We start from the raw sequence: 20787 nt of genomic DNA, 5'->3' as shown, positions 1-20787 counted from the left end.
TCGGCATAAACATCGGCAGCAAGGAATGAAGCACTGAATCACGAAACGGGTGCTTAGCTCAGTTGGTAGAGCGGCGCCCTTACAAGGCGTAGGTCGGGAGTTCGAGCCTCTCAGCACCCACCAGTTTCATGATTCGGCAGCCGTATTTCAGGCAGCGAATGCAGCAAAAGCGCAGTATAAGGAGTGGTAGTTCAGTCGGTTAGAATACCGGCCTGTCACGCCGGGGGTCGCGGGTTCGAGTCCCGTCCACTCCGCCAGTATCCACGAAAGGCGAACTCCGGTTCGCCTTTTTTATTGCCCGCTGTTGTAAGATCGGGCGTTCTGTTTTTGGCACCCCTCACGCATGCTCGATTTCTTCCGCAACCACCAACGCCTGATGATGTTCATGCTCGTCCTCGTCATTCTGCCGGGGCTGGGTTTTGTGGGTATTCAGGGCTTCCGCGGCTTCTTTGACGAGAGCACGAACGTCGCAAGCGTCAACGGTCACAAGATCACTCGCGTGGAGTACGACGACGCGATGCGTCAGCAGCTCGACCGCGCGCGTCAGATGCTCGGCGCGCAGTTCGACATGAAGGCGTTCGATACGCCGGAGCGCCGTCGCGAGATGCTCGACGGCATGATCGAGCAGCGCGTGCTAGCCGACGAAACGCAGCGCCTGCACCTGACCGCATCGGATGAAGCCGTGCGCCGCGCGTTGCTGGCCGACCCGGTGATTTCGTCGCTGAAGAATCCCGACGGCTCGATCGACCTCGACCGCTACAAGCAACTGCTCGCGATGCAGGGCATGACCCCCGACCAGTACGACGAGCGCGTGCGCTACAGCCTGTCGATGCAGCAGCTGCCCGCGAGCATTCAGGCAAGCTCGTTCACCTCGAAGACGCTCGCGCAGCATCTGACCGAGCTGGCCGAGCAGCAGCGTGAAGTGCAGGGCATCGCGTTCCATCCGCGTGACTATGCCGCGCAGATCCAGCCGACCGACGCGCAACTGCAGGCGTATTACGACGCGCATCGTAACGATTTCGCGACGCCGGCCACCGCGACGATCCAGTACATCGTGATGTCGCCGGCCGCACTCAGCGCATCGGCACAACCGAGCGACGCGGACCTGAAGAAATACTACGACGACAACATCGCGCACTTCCGCACCGAAGGCGAAGTGCGCGCGAGCCATATCCTGATCGCGGCGCCGAAAGACGCGAGCGCGGCCGACAAGGCCAAGGCGAAGCAGAAGGCCGAAGAGTTGCTCGCGCAAGTCAAGGCGCATCCCGACCAGTTCGCGCAGATCGCCCAACAGAACTCGCAGGACCCGGGCTCGGCAGCGAAGGGCGGCGATCTCGGCTACTTCGGCCGCGGCATGATCGCGGGTGGCCAGGCGTTCGACGATGCGGTGTTCGCGCTGAAGAAAGACGAGATCAGCGGCATCGTGCAGACCGATTTCGGTTTCCACATCGTCAAGGTGACGGACGTGAAGCCGGCGGTCACGAAGCCGTTCGACGAAGTGAAGGACCAGATCGCCGGCGAGCTGAAGACGCAACTGGCGGCCAAGGCGTTCACCGACAACTCGGAAGGCTTCACGTCGCTCGTCTACGAAAAGGCGAAGAGCCTGCAGCCGGCCGCCGACAAGTACAAGCTGCAGGTACAGACCGCGACGGTCACGCCGCAGCCGGACCCGAAGCTGCCGCCCGACAGCCCGCTGAACAACGCGAAGTTCCTCGCAGCCGTGTTCGCGAGCGATTCGGTGTCCGCGCACAACAACACGCAGGCGATCGACGTCGGCGGCAACACGCTGATCGCCGCGCACGTCACCGACTACAAGCCCGCCGCGGTGCCGGCATTCGATGTCGTCAAGGATGCGGTGCGCCAGAAGGTGATCGCGGTCCAGTCGAACGAGGCCGCGCACAAGGACGGCGCCGCGAAGCTGGCCGAGTTCGAGAAGTCGAAGACGACGGCGGGTTTCTCCTCGCCGCTGAAGGTGTCGCGCAACGACTCGCAGGGCGTGCCGCCCGCCGCACTGAGTGCAATCTACAAGGCGGATGCGCAGAAATTGCCGGCCTACGTCGGTGTCGATCTCGGCGACGATGGCTATGCGATCTATCGCGTCAACCAGGTCGTGGCCGCCGCGCCGGCCGATCCGCAGCGTCTTGCCGCGGCGCAGCAGCAGATCGCGCAGATCGACGCGCAGTCGCAGTCGGAAGCCTTCGTGAAGGCGCTGCGCGAGCGCTCGAAGGTGAAGTACTACGGCTCGCTCGACAGCAGCGCGCAGACGGGCGACCAGTAAGCGGCGCTCGCCAGGGCAAAGCAAAACGAAGCACAGCAAAGCGCCCCGCAGCGTTTTGCACCTACGAAAAAGCCCCGCAATCGCGGGGCTTTTTCATTGGCCGATAGCGCGGGAAGCATGCACGGTGAGTCACGCAACGCGCGGCCTCATCCCCGTCATAGCGTCACCTTACAGCCTCACCTCACAAACATCCGCTGATCGCGCCGGTGGCCTCGCTGCCGGCCGCGCCATTGGAGCGGAAACCGACCCACGTGCCCTTGCCGCTGTACGACGGACGCACCACCGCGGCCGCGCCGTTAGGCGGCTGCTGGCCCGGCACGTAGACGTCCACGGCCTGGTCGTTGGCGAGGGTGTTTTGCGAGACCACCTGTTGTTGCGAAGCGTCCGCCCATTTCTGCGCGATGCAGCTGGCGACGGCGCCGGGCGGCTGCTGGCTTTGGCCGACGGATTGAACGTCGGCCGGCGGTTGGGCGGCACAGGCCGAAAGGGCAACGGTCAAAGCGATTAACGGTAGATATTTCACGTTATCTCCTCAGGAGTCGCTCGGGAAGCGAGCCGGGTCGCACGGGATTGCGGGAGTATCGGGACGACTCCGGCGATCCGTGTTCCCCAAGTTCCGGAAACAAGTCGTTGGCAGTTTTCAGTGCGGCGAACTTGTGCGAAGGAGTGGCTTGACAGCGGGCCACACGTTGTTGAGTAGCAGGGGCTGTGCCTGCACCGCCGGATGAATCTGGTCGGCCTGGAACATCTCCGGTTTGTCCGCGATGCCGGCGAGCAAAAACGGCACGAGCGGCACGTTAAACTCCTTCGACAGCTGGCCGTACAGACCATGGAACTTCTGCGTGTAGTCGGGGCCGTAATTGGGTGGGACGTACATGCCGATCAGCACGACCTTCGCGTGACCCTGCTGCGCCTGTTCGATGATCGTGCGCAGGTTGTCCGCGGTCGTGGAGAGCGGCACGCCGCGCAAGGCGTCGTTGGCGCCGAGCTCGACGATCACGATGCTCGGCTTCAGACGCAGCATCAGCTCGGGCATGCGCGCCCGTCCACCGCTCGTGGTGTCGCCGCTGATGCTTGCATTGGCAACGCTATAATCGATGCGCTTTTCGGCGAGACGCTGGCGCATCAACGCAACCCAGCCCGTGTCGCGAGGCAGGCCGTATTCGGCGGAGATGCTGTCGCCGAGCACGACGATCACGGGCTTCGCGGGTTCCGGTGCATTGGCCGCATGCACCGGCGAGGACATCGAAAACACGGCGGCAGCCATCAGGGTCGCGCCGAATGCCGCAGTCAGCGCCGCGGCGCGAGGGGCGATGGCGCGCACTTTCAACCTACGCTTCACCATGCCAAACAGAACTGATCCAGTCATTGAAGTGCGGGGTTTGTGCAAGAGGGTTAAGGATGCGACGGGCGAACTGACGATTCTCGACGACATCGATCTTGCCATCGACGCCGGCAGCAGCGTGGCGATCGTCGGTGCATCCGGCTCGGGCAAGTCTACGCTGCTCGGCTTGCTCGCGGGATTGGACAGCGCGAGTTCGGGCTCGGTTCGGCTGCTTGGCCGCGAACTCACCGAATTGAGCGAGGACGAGCGCGCCGCGCTGCGCAGCGGCTCGGTCGGTTTCGTGTTCCAGTCGTTCCAGTTGATGCCGCATCTGACCGCGCTCGAAAACGTCACGTTGCCGCTCGAACTGCAAGGCGGCATCGGCACGCGCGAGGCCGCGGCGCGTGCGCGTCATCTGCTCGAACAGGTAGGGCTCGGGCAGCGTACCGGTCATTATCCGAAGCTCCTGTCGGGCGGCGAGCAGCAGCGCGTCGCGCTCGCGCGCGCGTTCGTCACGCATCCGGCCATCCTGTTCGCCGACGAACCGACCGGCAGCCTCGACGCCGCCACCGGCCACGCGGTGATCGATCTGATGTTCGAGATGAATCGCGCGAACGGCGCGACGCTCGTGCTCGTCACGCACGATATCGAACTCGCGCGCCGTTGCGACACGACGGTGACGATCGAAGCGGGGCGGCTGGCGTGAGCCGCGCATCGGCGTAACCGGACCCGAAGGCGGTCGATGCAAAAACAAAGCGGGCTATAGCAGCCCGCTTTGTTATTCCGCTTCAGGACGTGTATCCGCTTCGCGGCGCGTGGCCCGAGCGCATGATGTTCGCACTCGCACTCGCACCGAACCCCACGCCATCCACGCCCGATACTTCAGCGCTTCAACGCCGCGCGCGCCCGTGCGATCAACGCCGACGTCGACGAATCATGCTGCTTCACGTCGGCGCTCGCCGCGCCCAGATCGGCCTCGACGACCTTGCCGAGAATCTTGCCCAGCTCGACGCCCCACTGATCGAACGGATTGATGTTCCACACCGAGGCCTGCACGAGCACCTTATGCTCGTAGAGCGCGATCAACGCGCCGAGCGTGCGCGCGGTGAGCGCATCGACGAGCAGCGTCGCGGTCGGACGGTTGCCGGGGAACGTGAGGTGCGGCGCGAGTTCGGGCTTGTCCGGGCCGGCCACCTTCTTCGCTTCGTCGAGCGTACGGCCGAGCATCAGCGCTTCGCTCTGCGCGAAGCAGTTCGCGAGCAGTTTCGGATGATGGCTCGCAAGCGGATGCTCGGGCGTCAACACCGCGATGAAATCGATCGGCACGATCGTCGGGCCCTGGTGCAGCATCTGGAAGAACGCGTGCTGACCGTTCGTGCCCGGTTCGCCCCACGTGACGGCCGAGGTCGGATAGTCGACCATCGCGCCGTCGAGCCGCGCGGACTTGCCGTTGCTTTCCATTTCGAGCTGCTGCAGATACGAGGGCAGGAAATGCAGCGCTTCCGAATACGGCGCAACGAGATAGCTTTGCGAGCCGAAGAAGTTGCGATACCAGATGCCGATCATGCCGAGCAGCACCGGCAGGTTCTTTTCGAGCGGCGCGCTGCGGAAATGCTGGTCCATCTCGTTGGCGCCGGCGAGCAGTTCGTCGAACTGCCGCGGGCCGACCGCGATCATGATCGACAGACCCACGGCCGACCACAGCGAATAGCGGCCGCCGACCCAGTCCCACATCGAGAACACGTTCTCTTTCGCAATGCCGAACCTGACCACTTCCGCCGTATTGGCCGACACGCCGACGAAATGCTTTGCGAGCGCGCTTTCCGGGCAGCCTTTCTCGACGAACCAGTCGCGCAGCGAGCGCGCGTTGGTCATCGTTTCGAGCGTCGTGAAGGTCTTGGAGACGATGATCGCGAGCGTTTCTTCGGGATCGATCTGCTGCATCACGTTGTAGAGATCGGCGCCGTCGACGTTCGACACGAAGTGCGTGTCGATCTCGGGCGTCGCGAGATGATGCAGCGCGTGCACGACCATCTTCGGTCCGAGGTCCGAGCCGCCGATGCCGATGTTCACGACGTGGCGAATCCGCTTGCCGGTATAGCCGGTCCACTGGCCGTTGCGCACCTGCTCGGCGAAGGCGGCCATTTTGGCGCGCTCGGCCTGTACCTCGGCGAAGAACGGCGCGTTCGGATCGGTGGCGCGCAAGGCGGTGTGCAGCGCGGCGCGGCCTTCGGTCGGGTTCACCGCCTCGCCGGCGAACATCGCGTCGCGGCGCTTTTCGACGCCGGCTTCGCGCGCGAGCTGCACGAGCAGTTTCAGGGTTTCGTCGGTGATGCGGTGTTTCGAGAAATCGGCCGCGAGACCGCCGCCGCCGAACGTGAAGCGCTCGGCGCGAGTGGGGGCGGGATCGTTCTCGGGGGCGAACCAGTCGCGCAGATGCGCATCGCGAATCTTCTCGTAATGCGTCTGCAGCGAGGACCAGGAGGGGAGCGAGTTCTGGGTCATAGCGTCCGTCTAACCAAGGGGCACGAGGAAAAGGCGCGCGCCTGAAGCGCGGCCGAGAGTGATGCGGCGATGCAGTCAGAGCGATGCCGCGCGGCCGGGTTCGTCGGGTGAGGGCGGCGGCCAGTGTGCGGTCAATGCCCGTCAGCCTTGCAAGCTCGCGAATTGCGTGGATTGCATGAATCTCGCGAAAGTGCGATGCATGCGAGCGCTGAATTTCGTCACCCTGTGCGATCGATCCGGCACGCGGCGCAGACAGCCAGTATAGCGGGGATGCGTGACGGGCTGCAGTGCCTTGAGCGCGAACGCAAAGGTTGGGATGAGTGGTGCGGGCGTTGGTGTAAAGGCTGGGGGCGAAAATGCTCAAAGCGAAGGCTCAAAGCGAAAACCGGTCGCCAGCGCTCGACGCGACAGACTTGCGATCGGTCAGCGCAATTCCGGCACACACGATCTCCGCATGAAGCGCACATCGCTCGCGCTTCATGCCCGATTCACGCCCGCTTTATGCCCGCCTCATGTCCCCATCATGCAACCGTCGGCGGATAGAACAACCGGTTGATCAATTCGCGCACCATCGGCGCGAGTTCGCCGGCCGTCAGACCCGCGGGGCCGCGGCCTTGCGCGGTCAGCATGTCGGCGGCGAGGCCGTGCAGATAGACGCCCGCGAGCGCCGCTTCATAGCGCGGCAGATGCTGTGCCAGCAAAGCGCCGATGATGCCGCCGAGCACGTCGCCGGTGCCGCCCGACGCGAGCGCGGCGTTGCCGCTCGGGTTGATCGCGAGGCGGCCGTCCGGCGCCGCGACGATCGTGCCGACGCCCTTCAGCACGACTACGCTCGCGAGGCGCGCGGCGAGCGCGCGTGCGGCGACAAGGCGGTCGCGCTGCACGGCGGGCGCGTCGCTGCCGAGAAGGCGTGCTGCTTCGAGCGGATGCGGCGTCAGGATGCAGGGATCGCCTTGCGCGCCGCGCGCGGCCACTGCGGCGGCAAGTGCGGGGTCTTGTGCGATCAGGTTCAGCGCGTCGGCATCGAGAAGCTTCGGCACGTCGAGTTGCAGCACGTCGCGCAGCACTTGCGTCGCGCGTTCGCGTTGCCCCATGCCGCAGCCGATCGCGAGCGCGTCCATTGTGTCGAGCGGCAGTGTGTCGGGTGCGTGCAGCATCAGTTCGGGATGCGGTGGATCGTAGGGCGGTGCGCCGTCGCCGAGCAGCGCGACGTGGACCTTGCCCGCGCCCGCGTAGAGCGCGGCGCGCGCCGCGAGGATCGCCGCGCCGCACATGCCGGTGTCGCCGCCGACCACTGCGAGGCTGCCGAACGTGCCCTTGTGGGTCGCGAAGTCGCGCGGCGGCATGAAGGTGCCGAAGAGGTCGGGCGCGTTCAGCCGGATGGCGGCGAGCGGGGTGCTGAGGGGGCGGCTGTTTGTGCTGTTGATGGCGTTGCCGTTGCTCGTATCGTTGCTTGTGTCGCTGCCCGTGCCGCTTTCCACACCGCCGCTTGCACCGTGATTCGTACTGCCGCTCGCCGCGTGTCCCATAGCGCGACTCGCAGCGTGGTCCGCATCACTGTTCGCGTCAGTGACAGCCCCACTCGCATCGCCATTGCCACCACCATCGACCCCTCTGCCCAAGCCGATCGGCGCGAGCATCAGATGGCCGGCGAGGTCGCGGCCTTGCGCGGTGAAAAGTCCCGGCTTCGCGCCGATGAACGTGATCGTGTGCGTCGCGCGGACAGTCGCTGCGCCGCTGCCGCCGACCACCGTACCGGTGTCGCCATCGAGGCCGCTCGGCACGTCGAGCGCAAGCACGATGCCGTGCGTCGGACGCGTCGCGCTGCGTTGCGACAGCAGACGCGCGACGCTCGCGAACACGCCATCGAGCGGCCGCGCGAGGCCGATGCCGAACATGCCGTCGACGAGCCAGCCATAGCCATCGAGCGAGGCGGGCGGCGCCGCGCTGATCGGCACGCCGGCGGCGCGCGCGAGGTCGAGCGCCCAGCGCGCGTCGGCCGGCTTCACCTCGACCGGCATGCAGAGCTCCACGGTGACGCCAGCCTTGTGCAACTCTGTTGCTACAACCAGCGCGTCGCCGCCGTTGTTGCCGGGGCCGGCGATCAACCAGACACGTTGCTGCGATTTCGTCACCGACGTGTCGGCGGCGATCCGTTCGAGCAGGAAGCGTGCGGCGGCGTGACCCGCGCGCGCCATCAGCGTGTGCTCGGGCAGCGCGGCGGCGGCCTGCGATTCGGCGATCCGCAGATCGTTCAGCGTGAGTAGTGGCAGCGCGCGATGGGGCGGGGCGGTCAACGGACCGAGAAACGTGGGTAGCGAGTTTTCTGCGTCTGTCATGGCGAATCCGGCGGTGCGCCCGCGGCGAGGCGGGCAGGCTTGGGAATCGCTATGGTAGTGCCGATGTCGTGTCGATGGGCGCGTGCTGTGTGGCGACGTCGCCGCGTGCGCGGCGGAACGCCCGGCATGCGAGCGGCGCAAGCGGTGCGGGCGTGCGCCAATGAGTCGGTGCGATGAGTCAGCGGATAAGCCCTCTGCCTTGATCGAGGTATCGCGACCGCATGGACCGTCACGCCTTGAGCGCGTCTTGTCGCGACATAGCCGGAGGGAGAAACCGGCCTGCCGGCGTTGGAACTCAAAACGCCGGAAGTCAAAACGCCAAGAACTAGCAAAACGCCAGAAACCGGCAAGAACCGCCGCCAGCCCCACGCGTCCTGGCACGAGCTTTACTGAAACCGCTCCGGCCGCAACGCCGCGAGCGTTTCCGGCGGAAGCGCCGACGCCTGCTCCGTCATCAGATCGGCGACGAGCCGGCCCGAGCCCCAGGCCAGCCCCCAGCCCGCCGGCCCATGTCCGGCGTTGACGAACAGACGCGGATGCAGCGCGTTGCCGATCACCGGCAAGCCATCCGGCGACAGCAGCTTCACGCCTTCCCACGGCAGTGCCGCCGAAATCCGTGCGGCGCCCGGAATCCAGTCGTGCGTCGCCTGGCCGAGCAGCGCGAGCGCCTCACTGGTCAGCGCCTCGCCGAGCGGCTTGTCGAGCTGGCTCGCGCCTTGCAGCACCGCGCCGCCGGCAACGCGCAGCCGATGGTTCATGCGGCTGATGCCGATGCGCTTGACCGCGTCGACGATCGCGACGTGCGGCGCGCATTCCTCGTGCGCGATCGGCGCGACGAGCGTATGGATGCGCAGCGCATGCAGCGGCAGCCGCAGGCCCGCGCGCTCGAGCAGCGCGAGGCTGCCGTGGCCGGCCGCGACCACGACCGCGTCGGCATGCACCACGTCGACTTCGCGCGCGCGCAGCGCGTCGTCGCGCGGCGTGAGTTCGACCGTCGCGCGCTGGCTTTCGAGGCGGATCGCCGAGACTTCGCGGCCCAGCATGAACTGCACGCTGCCCTCGATATCGAGAGTCTGTTTGACGAGCTTGGCGAAGAGCGGGCAGTTCGCGGTGCGCTCGTGCTCGAACAGCACGCCGCCCGCGAATGCCGGCTCGGTCGGCACCGCATGCTCGAAGGCCGCGCATTCGGCTGGTGTCAGCACGTGATGCGGCACCTCGAACCGGCGCAGCAGATCGAACGCGGTTGCGTTCTGCTCCCATTCGTGAGCGGCGCGCACGAGGTAAAGCAGTCCGCTTGCCTGTTCGAATTCGAGCCCGAAGCGCGCTTCCACGTCGGCCATCGATTCGCGCGAGGCTTCGATCAGCGGGCGCAGCAGCGCGTACTGGCGCGCGAACGCCTCGGGTTCCTGAAGCTCGGCGAGCCGCTTGACGAACTGCCGCGCGGGCCCGTTGAAGCCGGTCTTGCTGATCACGCCGTTTTTCGCGTTGTGGCGGCTGGCCATGAAGGTCGGGCCGAACCAGACGTCGAGCGGCGTGGGCAGCACGGTGCCGCCTTGTCCGTAAGTGGCGCCTTGCGCGACGGTCGCGTGCCGTTCGACGACGCAGACGCGGTGGCCGGCCGCGCGCAGGTGATAGGCGGTGGCGACGCCCGCTATCCCGCCGCCAATGACGATGACATCCATGCTCTGATTCGATGTGCCGACGGGCCGCTCGCGCGCCTTCCCGTTGGGCGTGACATGCGGCGCGCTACCGCGTGAGACCTCGTTCGCGCGCCGATCGGGTGAAAGGGCGAATGATAGCAGCCAAACCGCCGGCGCGGCGACGCGCACGGCACCGCGCGGCGCGCTTCGCGCGTGCGCCGAAGCCCGCTGGACGCCCGTTCCCGGGGTATAATCCCGGACTTCCTTTCCGCCTCACGTCGCCTGCATGCGCGACTCTCCGGCATCATTGAGCGACGCAACGTCAAGTCCCATGGCCCACTTCTCGTGTTTCCCCGGCGCTTCGGCCCTTTCCGATTTCCGTCAAACCCGCCTGCTCGAAACGCTGACGCGCATCGACGCGAATATCACCGGCGTGCGCGGCCAGTATCTGCACTTCGTCAACGCCCAGACCGAACTGTCCGCTGAAGACAGCGCGAAGGTCGAGGCGCTGATGCACTATGGCGATCCGTTCGAAGCCGGCAAGGAGCGGGGCGCCGTCGAGACCTTCCTCGTCGTGCCGCGCTTCGGCACCGTGTCGCCGTGGGCCAGCAAGGCAACCGACATCGCGCAGCTGTGCGGCCTCGCCCAGGTGCGCCGCATCGAGCGCGGCGTCGAGTACACGGTCACGCTGAAAAGCGGCCTGCTCGGCGGCAAGAAGGCGCTCTCCGACGAAGCGCGCGCGGCCGTCGCCGCGGCGCTGCACGACCGCATGACCGAGAGCGTCGCGCCGTCGCGCGAGCATGCGCTGCATCTGTTCGACGAACTGCCGGCCAAGCCGCTGCAAACCGTCGACGTGCTCGGCCGGGGCCGCGCCGCGCTCGAAAACGCCAACGCGGAACTGGGCCTCGCGCTCGCCGACGACGAAATCGACTACCTCGTCGACGCCTTCACGAAGCTCGGCCGCAACCCGACCGACGTCGAACTGATGATGTTCGCGCAGGCCAACAGCGAGCACTGCCGCCACAAGATCTTCAACGCGGACTGGACCATCGACGGCGAGAAGCAGGACATTTCGCTGTTCAACATGATCCGCAACACCGAGAAGCTGAATCCGCAGGGCACGATCGTCGCCTATTCGGACAACTCGGCGATCATGGCGGGCGGCATGGCCGAGCGCTGGTTCCCGCGCACGCCGGCCGAAGCCGGCGCGAACGGCTTGCCCGAGCACTACCGCCGCGGCGTCGAGCTCACGCACACGCTGATGAAGGTCGAAACGCACAATCACCCGACCGCGATCTCGCCGTTCCCGGGCGCCGCGACCGGCGCGGGCGGCGAAATCCGCGACGAAGGCGCGACCGGCCGTGGCGCGCGTCCGAAGGCGGGGCTCGCGGGCTTCACGGTGTCGAACCTCGAACTGCCGGACGCCGTCGAGTCGTGGGAAAACGCGCGCGATGCCGCGCAGCCGCTCGAACAGCGCAATCCGGCCGCGCAGCACGAAGCCTACGGCCGTCCGGACCGCATCGCCTCGCCGCTGCAGATCATGATCGACGGCCCGCTCGGCGGCGCCGCGTTCAACAACGAATTCGGCCGGCCGAACCTCGGCGGCTATTTCCGCGCTTACGAGCAGAACGTCAGGGGCCTCGTGCGCGGCTATCACAAGCCAATCATGATCGCCGGCGGCATCGGCAATATCTCCGACCAGCACACGCACAAGCACGATCTGCCGGAAGGGTCGCTGCTGATCCAGATCGGCGGCCCGGGCATGCGCATCGGCATGGGCGGCGGTGCTGCGAGTTCGATGGCGACCGGCACCAACACGGCCGAACTCGACTTCGACTCGGTGCAGCGCGGCAACCCCGAAATCGAGCGGCGCGCGCAGGAAGTCATCAACGCGTGCTGGCAGCTCGGCGAGAAGAACCCGATCCTCAGCATTCACGACGTCGGCGCGGGCGGTTTGTCGAACGCGTTCCCCGAAGTGGTGGACGGCGCGGGCAAGGGCGCGGTGTTCGAACTGCGCAAGATCCAGCTTGAAGAAAGCGGCCTGTCGCCGCGCGAAATCTGGTCGAACGAAGCGCAGGAGCGCTACGTGCTCGCCATCGCGCCGGCCGATCTGCCGGCGTTCGAAGCGATGTGCCGGCGCGAGCGCTGCCCGTTCGCGGTGATCGGCACGGCCACCGCCGAGCGTCAGCTGAAGCTGATCGATGCCGAGCAGAGCGAAGCCGCGCATCAGCCCGTCGATATGCCGATGGAAGTGTTGCTCGGCAAGCCGCCGCGCATGCATCGCGACGTCAGGCGCATCGAGCGCAAGCTCGAACCGGTCGAGGTGACCGGCCTCGCGCTGCAGGACGTCGCGCAGAGCGTGCTGCGTCATCCGACGGTGGCGAGCAAGTCGTTCCTGATTACGATCGGCGACCGCTCGGTCGGCGGCACGACCGCGCGCGACCAGATGGTCGGTCCGTGGCAGGTGCCGGTGGCCGACGTCGCGATCACGACGATGGACTACGCCGGTTTCCGCGGCGAAGCGATGACGATGTCCGAGCGCACGCCGCTCGCCGTGATCGATGCGCCGGCTTCGGGCCGCATGGCGGTCGGCGAGGCGATCACGAACATTGCCGCGGCGCCGATCGCGTCGCTCGACAAGCTCAAGCTGTCGGCCAACTGGATGGCCGCGTGCGGCGCACCGGGCGAAGACGCGGCGCTCTACGACACGGTCAAGGCGATCGGCATGGAACTGTGCCCGGCGCTCGGCATCAGCATTCCGGTCGGCAAGGATTCGCTGTCGATGCGCACGCGCTGGGAAGACCGCGGCGTCGCCAAGGAAGTGGTCGCGCCGGTCTCGCTGATTATCTCGGCGTTCGCGCCGGTCGAAGACGTGCGCCGCCATCTGACGCCGCAACTGCGCCGGGTCGCCGACGCCGGCGATTCGGTGCTGATCGCGATCGATCTCGGCCGCGGCAAGCATCGTCTCGGCGGCAGCATCCTCGCGCAGGTCACGCAGCAGGTCGGCGACACGGTGCCCGATGTCGACGATCCCGAAGACCTCAAGCGCTTCTTCAACGCGATCCAGTCGCTCAACCGCGACGGCAAGCTGCTCGCGTACCACGACCGCTCGGACGGCGGCCTGTGGGCGACGGTCTGCGAAATGGCGTTCGCGGGTCACGCGGGCGTGTCGCTGAACGTCGACATGCTCGTGCTCGACGCGAACCACGAATCCGATTACGGCGACGCGAAGGACTGGGCCAAGCAGACGAGCGGCCGCCGCGAAGACCGCACGATTCGCGCGCTCTTCAACGAAGAGCTCGGCGGCGTGATCCAGGTGCGCGCGGCCGATCGCGACGCCGTGCTCGGCGCGTTGCGCGAGCACGGCCTGTCGGCCTGCTCGCATGTGATCGGCAAGGTCAACGAGCGCGACGTGATCGAGGTCTATCGCGACGCGAAGAAGGTCTACGAAGCGCCGCGCGCCGAACTGCATCGCACGTGGAGCGAAGTGAGCTGGCGCATCGCGCGTCTGCGCGACAACCCCGCTTGCGCCGATGCCGAATACGACACGCTGCTCGACGCGGCCGACCCCGGCATCGCGCCGGCGCTGAGCTTCGATCCGGCGCAAGACGTGGCGGCGCCGTTCGTGGGCAAGGGCGCGCGTCCGCGCGTCGCGATCCTGCGCGAGCAGGGTGTGAACTCGCACCTCGAAACGGCCTATGCATTCGATCGCGCCGGTTTCGACGCGCACGACGTCCACATGAGCGATCTGCTGGCGGGCCGAGCGAATCTCGCCGACTTCGCCGGCGCGGTCGCCTGTGGCGGCTTCTCGTACGGCGACACGCTCGGCGCGGGCGAAGGCTGGGCGAAGACGATCCGCTTCAACGCGCAACTGGCCGATATGTTCGCGGCGTTCTTCGGCCGTGACGACACGTTCGCGCTCGGCATCTGCAACGGCTGCCAGATGATGAGCAGCCTCGCCTCGATGATTCCCGGCGCCGAAGCATGGCCGAAGTTCACGCGCAACAAGTCGGAGAAATTCGAGGCGCGCTTCTCGCTCGTCGAGGTGCAGGCATCGCCGTCGATCTTCTTCGCGGGCATGGAAGGCTCGCGCATTCCGGTCGCGGTTGCGCACGGCGAAGGCTTTGCAGACTTCTCGCAGCAGGGCGACAAGTCGAAGGTCGCGGTGGCGATGCGTTATATCGATCACCGTGGCGAGGCAACGGAGCAGTATCCGTTCAACCCGAACGGTTCGCCCGAGGGTATTACGTCGGTCACCACGGCCGATGGCCGCTTCACGGTGCTGATGCCGCACACCGAGCGCGTGCACCGCACGGTGCAGATGAGCTGGCATCCGCAGGGCTGGGGCGAGATCGGCACGGACGCGAGCCCGTGGCTGCGCGTGTTCCAGAACGCGCGCCGCTGGCTCGGTTAAGCGATGCGTTGATGTGGGCGAGGCGTGTCGCCTGGCGCGACGGCCTTGTCGGCTAGACCTTGCATCCCGGCAGGTTGTAGCGAACCGCCCACATAACGCGAAATTCGCAGCGTCGTGAAGTCCGCAGCAAACGTCTCGCAACGCGACAGCAACAAAAAAGCCGCCCTCGGGCGGCTTTTTTGCTTCTGGCTTCGGAAGAAGCGGGGCTTGCGCAACCCGCTTTCCGGCGCTTACTGAATCTTCGCGTTCTTGCGCAAACCTTCCTCGAACGCCTGCAGTTTTTCCTGCTGGATCTGCTGCACGATCTGCGCGCGCACCTGTTCGAGCGGCGGCGGCGTGATGGCGCGGATGTCGTCGACGCGGATGATGTGCCAGCCGAATTGCGTGTGCACCGGCGTGTCGGTCATCTGGCCTTTCTGCAGATGCGTGGCTGCGTCCGCGAATTCTGGCACGTAGGCCTTCGGGTCCGACCAGTCGAGGTCGCCGCCGTTCTTGCCCGAGCCCGGGTCCTTCGAGTACTGCCTGGCCAGGTCTTCGAAGCTCGCACCCGCCTTGATCTTCGCGATCAGGTCCTTCGCCTGCTGCTCGTTGTCGACGAGGATGTGGTGCAGGTGATATTCCTTGCCGCCCGCGTCCTTGATCAGCGCGTTGTAGCGCGCGGTGACTTCGGCGTCGGTCGGCTGGTTGTTCTTCACGAAATCTTCGATCAGCGCGCGCAGCACGACGGTTTGCTGCGCGACCGCGACTTGCGCCTTGACGTCGGGGCGGTTCGGCAGGCCACGACGCAGCGCTTCCTGCATCAGGATTTCGCGGTTCACCAGTTCTTCGCGCACGGCCTGCTGCAATTGCGGCGTGTTCTGCTGGCCTTGATGAACCAGTTGATCGATCAGCGCATCGGCGCGTGCCTTCGGAATCGGCGTGCCGTTCACGACGGCGATGTTCTGTGCGAATGCAGGTGCGGCCGCGAATGCAGCCAGCAACACCCAGAGGCGGGTTTTCTTCAAGGTCATCGAGAGTTCCTAGCGGGGCAACAAAGCAAATTCTTCGGGCGTATACGCCGTGATGGCAAGGGCATGGATGCCGCGCTGCATGGCATCGGCCAGCGCATCATACACCATGCGATGCCGCGCCACGCGGGCCTTGCCGGCAAATGCGGCGGCCACGATCGTGACACTGAAATGACCGCCGGCCGCGGCGCCGGCGTGGCCCGCGTGCTGCGCGCTGTCGTCGGTGATGCGGATCGACTCGACCGGCGCGAGTGCGGCCAAAAGGCGTGCTTCGATCAGCACGGCGCGCTCGGCGGTCGTGGCGTGCATGAACAGATCGCTCATGTCATTCTTCCTTCATGTACTTCGACAGCCACAGGCTCTGTCCGACGATGAACACGAGCAGGCAGCCGGTGGCGCCGAACAGCTTGAAATTGACCCACTGGTCGGTCGTGTAGTGATAGGCGACGAACAGGTTCAGGAGGCCGAGCAGCACGAAAAACACCGCCCAGACGAGGTTCAGCTTGCTCCAGATCGCGTGCGGCAGCGTGATCTGCTTGCCCATCATCGCTTCGATCAGGTTCTTGTTGAAGCCGAGTTGCGAGACGATCAGCGCGACGGAAAACGCCCAGTACAGCACGGTCGGTTTCCATTTGATGAAGGTGTCGTTGTGCAGCACGAGCGTCGCGCCGCCGAACACGACGACGACGCCGAGGCTCACCCACAGCATCGGGTCGACCTTGCGATGGCGGAACGCGACCCACGCGATCTGCACCAGGGTTGCGACGATCGCCACTGCCGTCGCCGTGAAAATGCCCCAGATCTTGAAGGCGACGAAGAACAGGATGATCGGGAACAGATCGAACAGGAATTTCATTATCTGGTCGGGAAGTCGGAGAGTGAGTGGAGCGGTAAATCAGGCAACGGGTTGAGTGACGCAGTGCGTGCGGCAATGGCTGATCGCTGCGCGCCCGCCGTTGCGCAAGCGGGCGGCCCGCGCGATAAGACCCGTGACGGCTTGCGGGCGCGGTGCCGCGAGCGGCACCGCCAGCCGGCGGCACGAGGCGCCCTCGCATGCTGCCCAGACACGACCACGTGACGAACACGCTACGGACAGGTCACGAACACGGCCCGAAAGCCGGCTGAAGGGCGCCGCGCGCGGCGCAACGCCCGAATCCCGGGGCCATGCCTGCCACCGGCCTTGCCCTTGGATTTCGCGCCGCGTTACTTGGGCTCGAATTGTAACGCAGCCGAATTGATGCAGTAACGCAGACCAGTCGGCGCCGGTCCGTCTTCGAATACGTGGCCGAGGTGCGCGCCGCACTTCTTGCATTGCACCTCGATACGCAGCATGCCGTGCGAACGGTCGGTCTTCTCGGCGATCACCTCGCCGTCGATCGGCCGGAAGTAGCTCGGCCAGCCGCAGCCCGCGTCGAACTTGGTGTCCGATTCGAACAGCGGGGTGCCGCAACAGACGCAGTCGTAAATGCCGCGCTCCCAGTGATCGTGATAGCGGCCCGTGAACGGGCGCTCGGTGGCCGCGTGGCGCGTCACCTGATATTCGATGTCGGAGAGCTGCTTGCGCCATTCGGTATCGCTTTTCTGGACCGCGGGGGCGTCGTGCTTGAGATCGTCGGGATTGTTCATGGTCGCTTCCTGTCTCGGGTCGGGCCTGGAAATGCCCGGTTTCAGTCTCGGTATGTTGAAGGCGGAGCCGCCCACGCGTCACGACGAACAGCTGACTTCGAGCGAGCTCGCCCAGTCGGGCGGCAGGCCCGCATACGCGGCGTATTCGGGCTGTTCGTCGAACGGGCGGCGCAGCACGGTCGCGAGCCGTTCCACTTCGGAAAAATCCTTTTCCTTCGCGCGCTGGATCGCGGTTTCCGCCAGATGGTTGCGAAGTACGAATTTGGGGTTCACGCGGTTCATTGCAATGGCGCGCGCGGCATCGTCGCGTGTTTCTTCGGACAGCCGCGCGCGATAGTCGTTCGCCCAGGCGTCGAAGGCGGCGCGGTCGAGGAACAGGTCGCGCACCGGCGCGTCGCTGCTCGCATCGTGTTTCGACAGGCTCGCGAGATGGCGGAACGTCAGCGTGAAATCGGCGCGGTTCGCATGCATCACTTCGAACAGGCGATTCACGAGCGCGTCGTCGCCTTCGCGCGCGTGTTCGAGTCCGAGCTTCGCGCGCATACGGTTGGCGAGCGCCGGCGCGAAGCGGTCCTTGAAGCCGCTGAGCACGCGTTGCGCGTCTTCGATCGCCTTGTCGCCGCGCACGCTTGCGTCGTGCCGTTCGCCGAGGATCGGCAGCAGCCCTTGCGCGAGGCAGAACAGGTTCCAGTAGGCGACCTGCGGCTGCCGCTGGTACGCGTAGCGGCCGTGCGTATCGGAGTGATTGCAGATGTGGTTCGCGTCGAAGCCGTCCAGGAAACCGAACGGGCCGTAGTCGATCGTGAGGCCGAGGATCGACATGTTGTCGGTATTCATCACGCCGTGACAGAAACCGACCGCCTGCCAGTCGACCATCAGATCGGCGGTGGAGCGCACCGCCTCGTCGAGCAGCGCGAGATACGGGTCGTCGGCTTCGCGGCAATGCGGATAGAAGCGTTCGATCACGTGATCGGCCAGCGTGCGCAACGCATCGACGCGATCGTTCGCATAGAAATGCTCGAAGTGACCGAAGCGCACGAAGCTCGGCGCGACGCGCGTGACCACCGCGGCGGTTTCGATCGTCTCGCGCCGCACCGGCTGATCGGAGCCGATCACGCACAACGCGCGCGTGGTCGGAATGCCGAGATGATGCATCGCCTCCGAGCACAGATATTCGCGGATCGACGAGCGCAGCACCGCGCGGCCGTCGGCCATGCGCGAATAGGGCGTGAGGCCCGCGCCCTTCAGTTGCAGTTCGAAGCGCTGGCCGTCGTGTGCGAGTTCGCCGAGGCCGAGCGCGCGGCCGTCGCCGAGCTGGCCGGCCCACACGCCGAACTGGTGCCCCGAGTACACCGACGCATACGGCAGCGCCTCAGCGGGCCAGTTGCGCGTCGCGTTGCCGCAGAACAGTTCGATGAAACCCGGATCATGCTCGATGCCTGGCGGCAAACCGAGCAGCGCGGCGGTCTCGGCGGAAAAGCCGACCCGGTACGGTGCGCTGAGCGGCGCGGCGGGCAGGCGCGTGAGAAACGTGCTGCCGAGCCGCGCGAAGGCGTTGTCGGGGGGAGTGGCGAGTGTGTTGGAAAGATCCGTCAAAGCTGCGGATAGCCCTGCAATGCTTGGGGAAAACGACATATTGAGCGCCTCTGGATTAACCGATATTGTAAGTCCGCGCCCGCGGCGCTGCTGGCTGGCCGCCTGAACGGTTCGGACGGAGTTGCTTCGTTCGGTGCCGCCTGGTTCAGCCTGGTTCCTTTGGGTCCGTTGGGTCCCATTCGGCCACGGTCGCCGCCGCAACGATTTTCCGCCTTGCGCGCCTCAACCGCTTGCCGATCCGAATCGAAGTAAATTACAGCCAGGCAGGGCGAATCGAAACGCCAGCCGACCACAACCCGAACGCAATCCGCCCCTATCGACAAGCCGAGGAGACTCCGCCTTATGACGACGCCGTTGCTGGGCCAGATGATGGACGTGCCGCTCACCGTGTCATCGCTGCTCGCGCACGCCGCGCGGCATTTCGGCAGCACCGAGATCGTGTCGCGCCGCATCGAAGGCGATCTGCATCGCTACACCTACCGCGATTGCGAGCAGCGCGCGAAGCAGCTCGCGCAGGCGCTGATCGCGCTCGGCGTCGAGGCGGGCGAGCGGGTCGCAACGCTCGCCTGGAACGGCTACCGGCATCTCGAAGCGTATTACGGCACGGCTGGCTTCGGCGCCGTATGCCACACGATCAACCCGCGGCTCTTTCCCGACCAGATCGCCTACATCGTCAATCACGCGGACGACGCCTACGTGCTGTTCGACACGACGTTCGCCGCGCTCGTCGATACGCTCGCGCCGCAGTGCCCGAAAGTGCGCGGCTGGATCGCGTTGTGCGACGAAGCGCATCTGCCGTCGATGCAAACGCCGGTGCTCTGCTACGAAACGCTGATGGCCGCGCAGGACGGCCACTTCGCGTGGCCCGCGCTCGACGAGCGCCAGGCCTCGTACCTCTGCTATACGTCGGGCACGACCGGCAATCCGAAGGGCGCGCTGTATTCGCATCGCTCGACGGTGCTGCATGCGCTCGGCGCCTCGCTGCCCGATGCGATGTGCCTGTCCGCGCGCGACAGCGTGCTGCCCGTGGTGCCGATGTTCCACGTCAATGCATGGGGCATTCCGCATGCGGCGCCGCTGACCGGCGCGAAGATCGTGCTGCCCGGCAAGGATCTCGACGGCAAGTCGCTCTACGAACTGATGGAGCGCGAGCGCGTCACGTATTCGGCCGGCGTGCCGACCGTCTGGCTCGGTCTGCTCAACTACCTGCGCGAGGCGGGCGTGAAGTTTTCCTCGCTGGAGCGCACGGTGATCGGCGGCTCCGCGTGTCCGCCCGCGATGCTGCGCACGTTCGAGGACGACTACGGCGTGCAGGTGATCCACGCATGGGGCATGACCGAGATGTCGCCGCTCGGCACCTTGTCGAAACTGACGTGGGAGCAGAGCCAGCGGCCGGTGGCGGAGCAGCGCAAGCTGCTCGAAAAGCAGGGCCATACGATCTATGGCGTCGACATGAAGATCGTCGGCGAGGACGGCCGCGAATTGCCGTGGGACGGCGTCGCGTTCGGCGATCTGCACGTGCGCGGACCGTGGGTGATCGACCGGTATTTCCGCAAGGACGACGCGCCGCTCGTCGACGGCTGGTTCCCGACCGGCGACGTCGCGACGATCGACCGCGACAGCTTCCTGCATATCACCGACCGCTCGAAGGACGTCATCAAGTCGGGCGGCGAATGGATCAGCTCGATCGACGTCGAGAACGTCGCGATCGCGCATCCGGGCGTGGCCGAAGCGGCCTGCATCGCGTGCGCGCATCCGAAGTGGACCGAGCGGCCGCTGCTCGTTGTTGTCAAGCGCGCGGGGCACGAGCCCACGCGCGAGGAACTGCTCGCGTTCTATGACGGCAAGGTCGCGAAGTGGTGGATTCCCGACGACGTCGTGTTCGTCGACGAACTGCCGCACACGGCGACCGGCAAGCTGCAGAAGCTCAAGCTGCGCGACCGGTTCCGCGACCATGTGCTGCCGTCCGCGCTCGACGACGCCCGGGATTGTCCGCTAACGCCGCTTGCGGCCGACGCCAGGGGAAACCCTGTCTGACTCTAAATTGAACGATCGTTC

General features: G+C 66.1%; 14 protein-coding genes and 2 tRNA genes. 6 read left to right on the top strand and 10 right to left on the bottom strand.

All coding sequences use genetic code 11. The annotated features are described in order from the left end of the window. The first annotated feature begins 47 nt into the window (after positions 1-47). The 3 genes from F3J19_RS04620 to F3J19_RS04610 all read left to right on the top strand — a co-directional run bounded on the left by F3J19_RS04620 (position 48) and on the right by F3J19_RS04610 (position 2278). A tRNA-Val gene (locus F3J19_RS04620) sits at positions 48-123 on the top strand. 57 nt (positions 124-180) lie between these two features. Next, positions 181-257: transfer RNA gene (locus tag F3J19_RS04615), tRNA-Asp, on the top strand. An 86-nt stretch (positions 258-343) separates the two neighbouring features. Next, positions 344-2278 (top strand): SurA N-terminal domain-containing protein, encoded by a 1935-nt coding sequence (locus F3J19_RS04610; RefSeq protein ID WP_167038270.1) that lies wholly within the window; start codon positions 344-346, stop codon positions 2276-2278. 181 nt (positions 2279-2459) lie between these two features. On the opposite strand, the gene F3J19_RS04605 is transcribed toward F3J19_RS04610, so the two are convergent. After that, positions 2460-2801, bottom strand: coding sequence for a hypothetical protein (locus F3J19_RS04605; protein ID WP_167038268.1), 342 nt, complete (start codon positions 2799-2801; stop codon positions 2460-2462). Between the two features lie 117 nt (positions 2802-2918). Beyond that, positions 2919-3623 carry an arylesterase gene (locus F3J19_RS04600; protein ID WP_167038266.1) on the bottom strand — a complete coding sequence of 235 codons (705 nt, stop codon included), beginning with the start codon at positions 3621-3623 and terminating at the stop codon, positions 2919-2921. Here F3J19_RS04600 and F3J19_RS04595 point away from each other — a divergent pair. Further along, positions 3622-4308 carry an ABC transporter ATP-binding protein gene (locus F3J19_RS04595; RefSeq protein WP_167038264.1) on the top strand — a complete coding sequence of 229 codons (687 nt, stop codon included), beginning with the start codon at positions 3622-3624 and terminating at the stop codon, positions 4306-4308. The two genes, F3J19_RS04600 and F3J19_RS04595, sit on opposite strands and share 2 nt — an antisense overlap. 176 nt (positions 4309-4484) lie before the next feature. Here F3J19_RS04595 and pgi read toward each other — a convergent pair whose 3' ends face one another. The 3 genes from pgi to F3J19_RS04580 all read right to left on the bottom strand — a co-directional run bounded on the left by pgi (position 4485) and on the right by F3J19_RS04580 (position 10128). Continuing rightward, complete coding sequence (gene pgi / locus F3J19_RS04590; protein WP_167038262.1) at positions 4485-6107, bottom strand: glucose-6-phosphate isomerase; 1623 nt, start codon at positions 6105-6107, stop codon at positions 4485-4487. A 521-nt stretch (positions 6108-6628) separates the two neighbouring features. Beyond that, positions 6629-8446, bottom strand: coding sequence for an NAD(P)H-hydrate dehydratase (locus tag F3J19_RS04585; protein WP_167038260.1), 1818 nt, complete (start codon positions 8444-8446; stop codon positions 6629-6631). 386 nt (positions 8447-8832) lie between these two features. Further along, positions 8833-10128 (bottom strand): FAD-dependent oxidoreductase, encoded by a 1296-nt coding sequence (locus F3J19_RS04580; RefSeq protein ID WP_167038258.1) that lies wholly within the window; start codon positions 10126-10128, stop codon positions 8833-8835. A 289-nt stretch (positions 10129-10417) separates the two neighbouring features. On the opposite strand from F3J19_RS04580, the gene purL reads away from it, so the two are divergent. Further along, positions 10418-14500, top strand: coding sequence for a phosphoribosylformylglycinamidine synthase (gene purL, locus F3J19_RS04575; RefSeq protein WP_167038256.1), 4083 nt, complete (start codon positions 10418-10420; stop codon positions 14498-14500). A gap of 230 nt (positions 14501-14730) precedes the next feature. On the opposite strand, the gene F3J19_RS04570 is transcribed toward purL, so the two are convergent. The 5 genes from F3J19_RS04570 to F3J19_RS04550 all read right to left on the bottom strand — a co-directional run bounded on the left by F3J19_RS04570 (position 14731) and on the right by F3J19_RS04550 (position 18768). Continuing rightward, positions 14731-15510 carry a peptidylprolyl isomerase gene (locus F3J19_RS04570; RefSeq protein WP_167038254.1) on the bottom strand — a complete coding sequence of 260 codons (780 nt, stop codon included), beginning with the start codon at positions 15508-15510 and terminating at the stop codon, positions 14731-14733. A gap of 9 nt (positions 15511-15519) precedes the next feature. Then, positions 15520-15831 (bottom strand): BolA family protein, encoded by a 312-nt coding sequence (locus F3J19_RS04565; RefSeq protein ID WP_167038252.1) that lies wholly within the window; start codon positions 15829-15831, stop codon positions 15520-15522. Position 15832: 1 nt separating this feature from the next. Then, positions 15833-16363: a septation protein A gene (locus F3J19_RS04560; RefSeq protein ID WP_167038250.1), complete on the bottom strand. Its 531-nt coding sequence runs from the start codon at positions 16361-16363 to the stop codon at positions 15833-15835. Positions 16364-16710: 347 nt separating this feature from the next. After that, positions 16711-17133 (bottom strand): peptide-methionine (R)-S-oxide reductase MsrB, encoded by a 423-nt coding sequence (gene msrB, locus F3J19_RS04555; RefSeq protein ID WP_167038248.1) that lies wholly within the window; start codon positions 17131-17133, stop codon positions 16711-16713. Positions 17134-17211: 78 nt separating this feature from the next. Then, a complete protein-coding gene (locus tag F3J19_RS04550) occupies positions 17212-18768 on the bottom strand; it encodes a protein adenylyltransferase SelO (protein WP_167038246.1) in 1557 nt (518 codons plus the stop codon). Between the two features lie 303 nt (positions 18769-19071). Between F3J19_RS04550 and F3J19_RS04545 the strand changes: the two genes are divergently transcribed. After that, positions 19072-20766: a 3-(methylthio)propionyl-CoA ligase gene (locus tag F3J19_RS04545; RefSeq protein ID WP_167038244.1), complete on the top strand. Its 1695-nt coding sequence runs from the start codon at positions 19072-19074 to the stop codon at positions 20764-20766. Positions 20767-20787: the final 21 nt, after the last annotated feature.

It is taken from the genome of Burkholderia sp. Ax-1724 (assembly GCF_011752995.1).
In the GTDB taxonomy this organism is placed as follows: domain Bacteria; phylum Pseudomonadota; class Gammaproteobacteria; order Burkholderiales; family Burkholderiaceae; genus Paraburkholderia.
The sequence above is the reverse complement of the archived record's forward strand: the minus strand, read 5'-3'. Positions and strand labels throughout refer to the sequence as shown.

What these genes read in the sequence shown, in the direction of transcription:
- F3J19_RS04610 (WP_167038270.1), top strand. Translation starts at nt 344, where the DNA reads ATGCTCGATTTCTTCCGCAACCACCAACGCCTGATGATGTTCATGCTC.
- F3J19_RS04565 (WP_167038252.1), bottom strand. Translation starts at nt 15,831, where the DNA reads ATGAGCGATCTGTTCATGCACGCCACGACCGCCGAGCGCGCCGTGCTG.
- purL (WP_167038256.1), top strand. Translation starts at nt 10,418, where the DNA reads ATGGCCCACTTCTCGTGTTTCCCCGGCGCTTCGGCCCTTTCCGATTTC.
- F3J19_RS04560 (WP_167038250.1), bottom strand. Translation starts at nt 16,363, where the DNA reads ATGAAATTCCTGTTCGATCTGTTCCCGATCATCCTGTTCTTCGTCGCC.
- F3J19_RS04545 (WP_167038244.1), top strand. Translation starts at nt 19,072, where the DNA reads ATGACGACGCCGTTGCTGGGCCAGATGATGGACGTGCCGCTCACCGTG.
- F3J19_RS04595 (WP_167038264.1), top strand. Translation starts at nt 3,622, where the DNA reads ATGCCAAACAGAACTGATCCAGTCATTGAAGTGCGGGGTTTGTGCAAG.
- F3J19_RS04570 (WP_167038254.1), bottom strand. Translation starts at nt 15,510, where the DNA reads ATGACCTTGAAGAAAACCCGCCTCTGGGTGTTGCTGGCTGCATTCGCG.
- F3J19_RS04580 (WP_167038258.1), bottom strand. Translation starts at nt 10,128, where the DNA reads ATGGATGTCATCGTCATTGGCGGCGGGATAGCGGGCGTCGCCACCGCC.
- F3J19_RS04550 (WP_167038246.1), bottom strand. Translation starts at nt 18,768, where the DNA reads ATGTCGTTTTCCCCAAGCATTGCAGGGCTATCCGCAGCTTTGACGGAT.
- msrB (WP_167038248.1), bottom strand. Translation starts at nt 17,133, where the DNA reads ATGAACAATCCCGACGATCTCAAGCACGACGCCCCCGCGGTCCAGAAA.
- pgi (WP_167038262.1), bottom strand. Translation starts at nt 6,107, where the DNA reads ATGACCCAGAACTCGCTCCCCTCCTGGTCCTCGCTGCAGACGCATTAC.
- F3J19_RS04585 (WP_167038260.1), bottom strand. Translation starts at nt 8,446, where the DNA reads ATGACAGACGCAGAAAACTCGCTACCCACGTTTCTCGGTCCGTTGACC.
- F3J19_RS04600 (WP_167038266.1), bottom strand. Translation starts at nt 3,623, where the DNA reads ATGGTGAAGCGTAGGTTGAAAGTGCGCGCCATCGCCCCTCGCGCCGCG.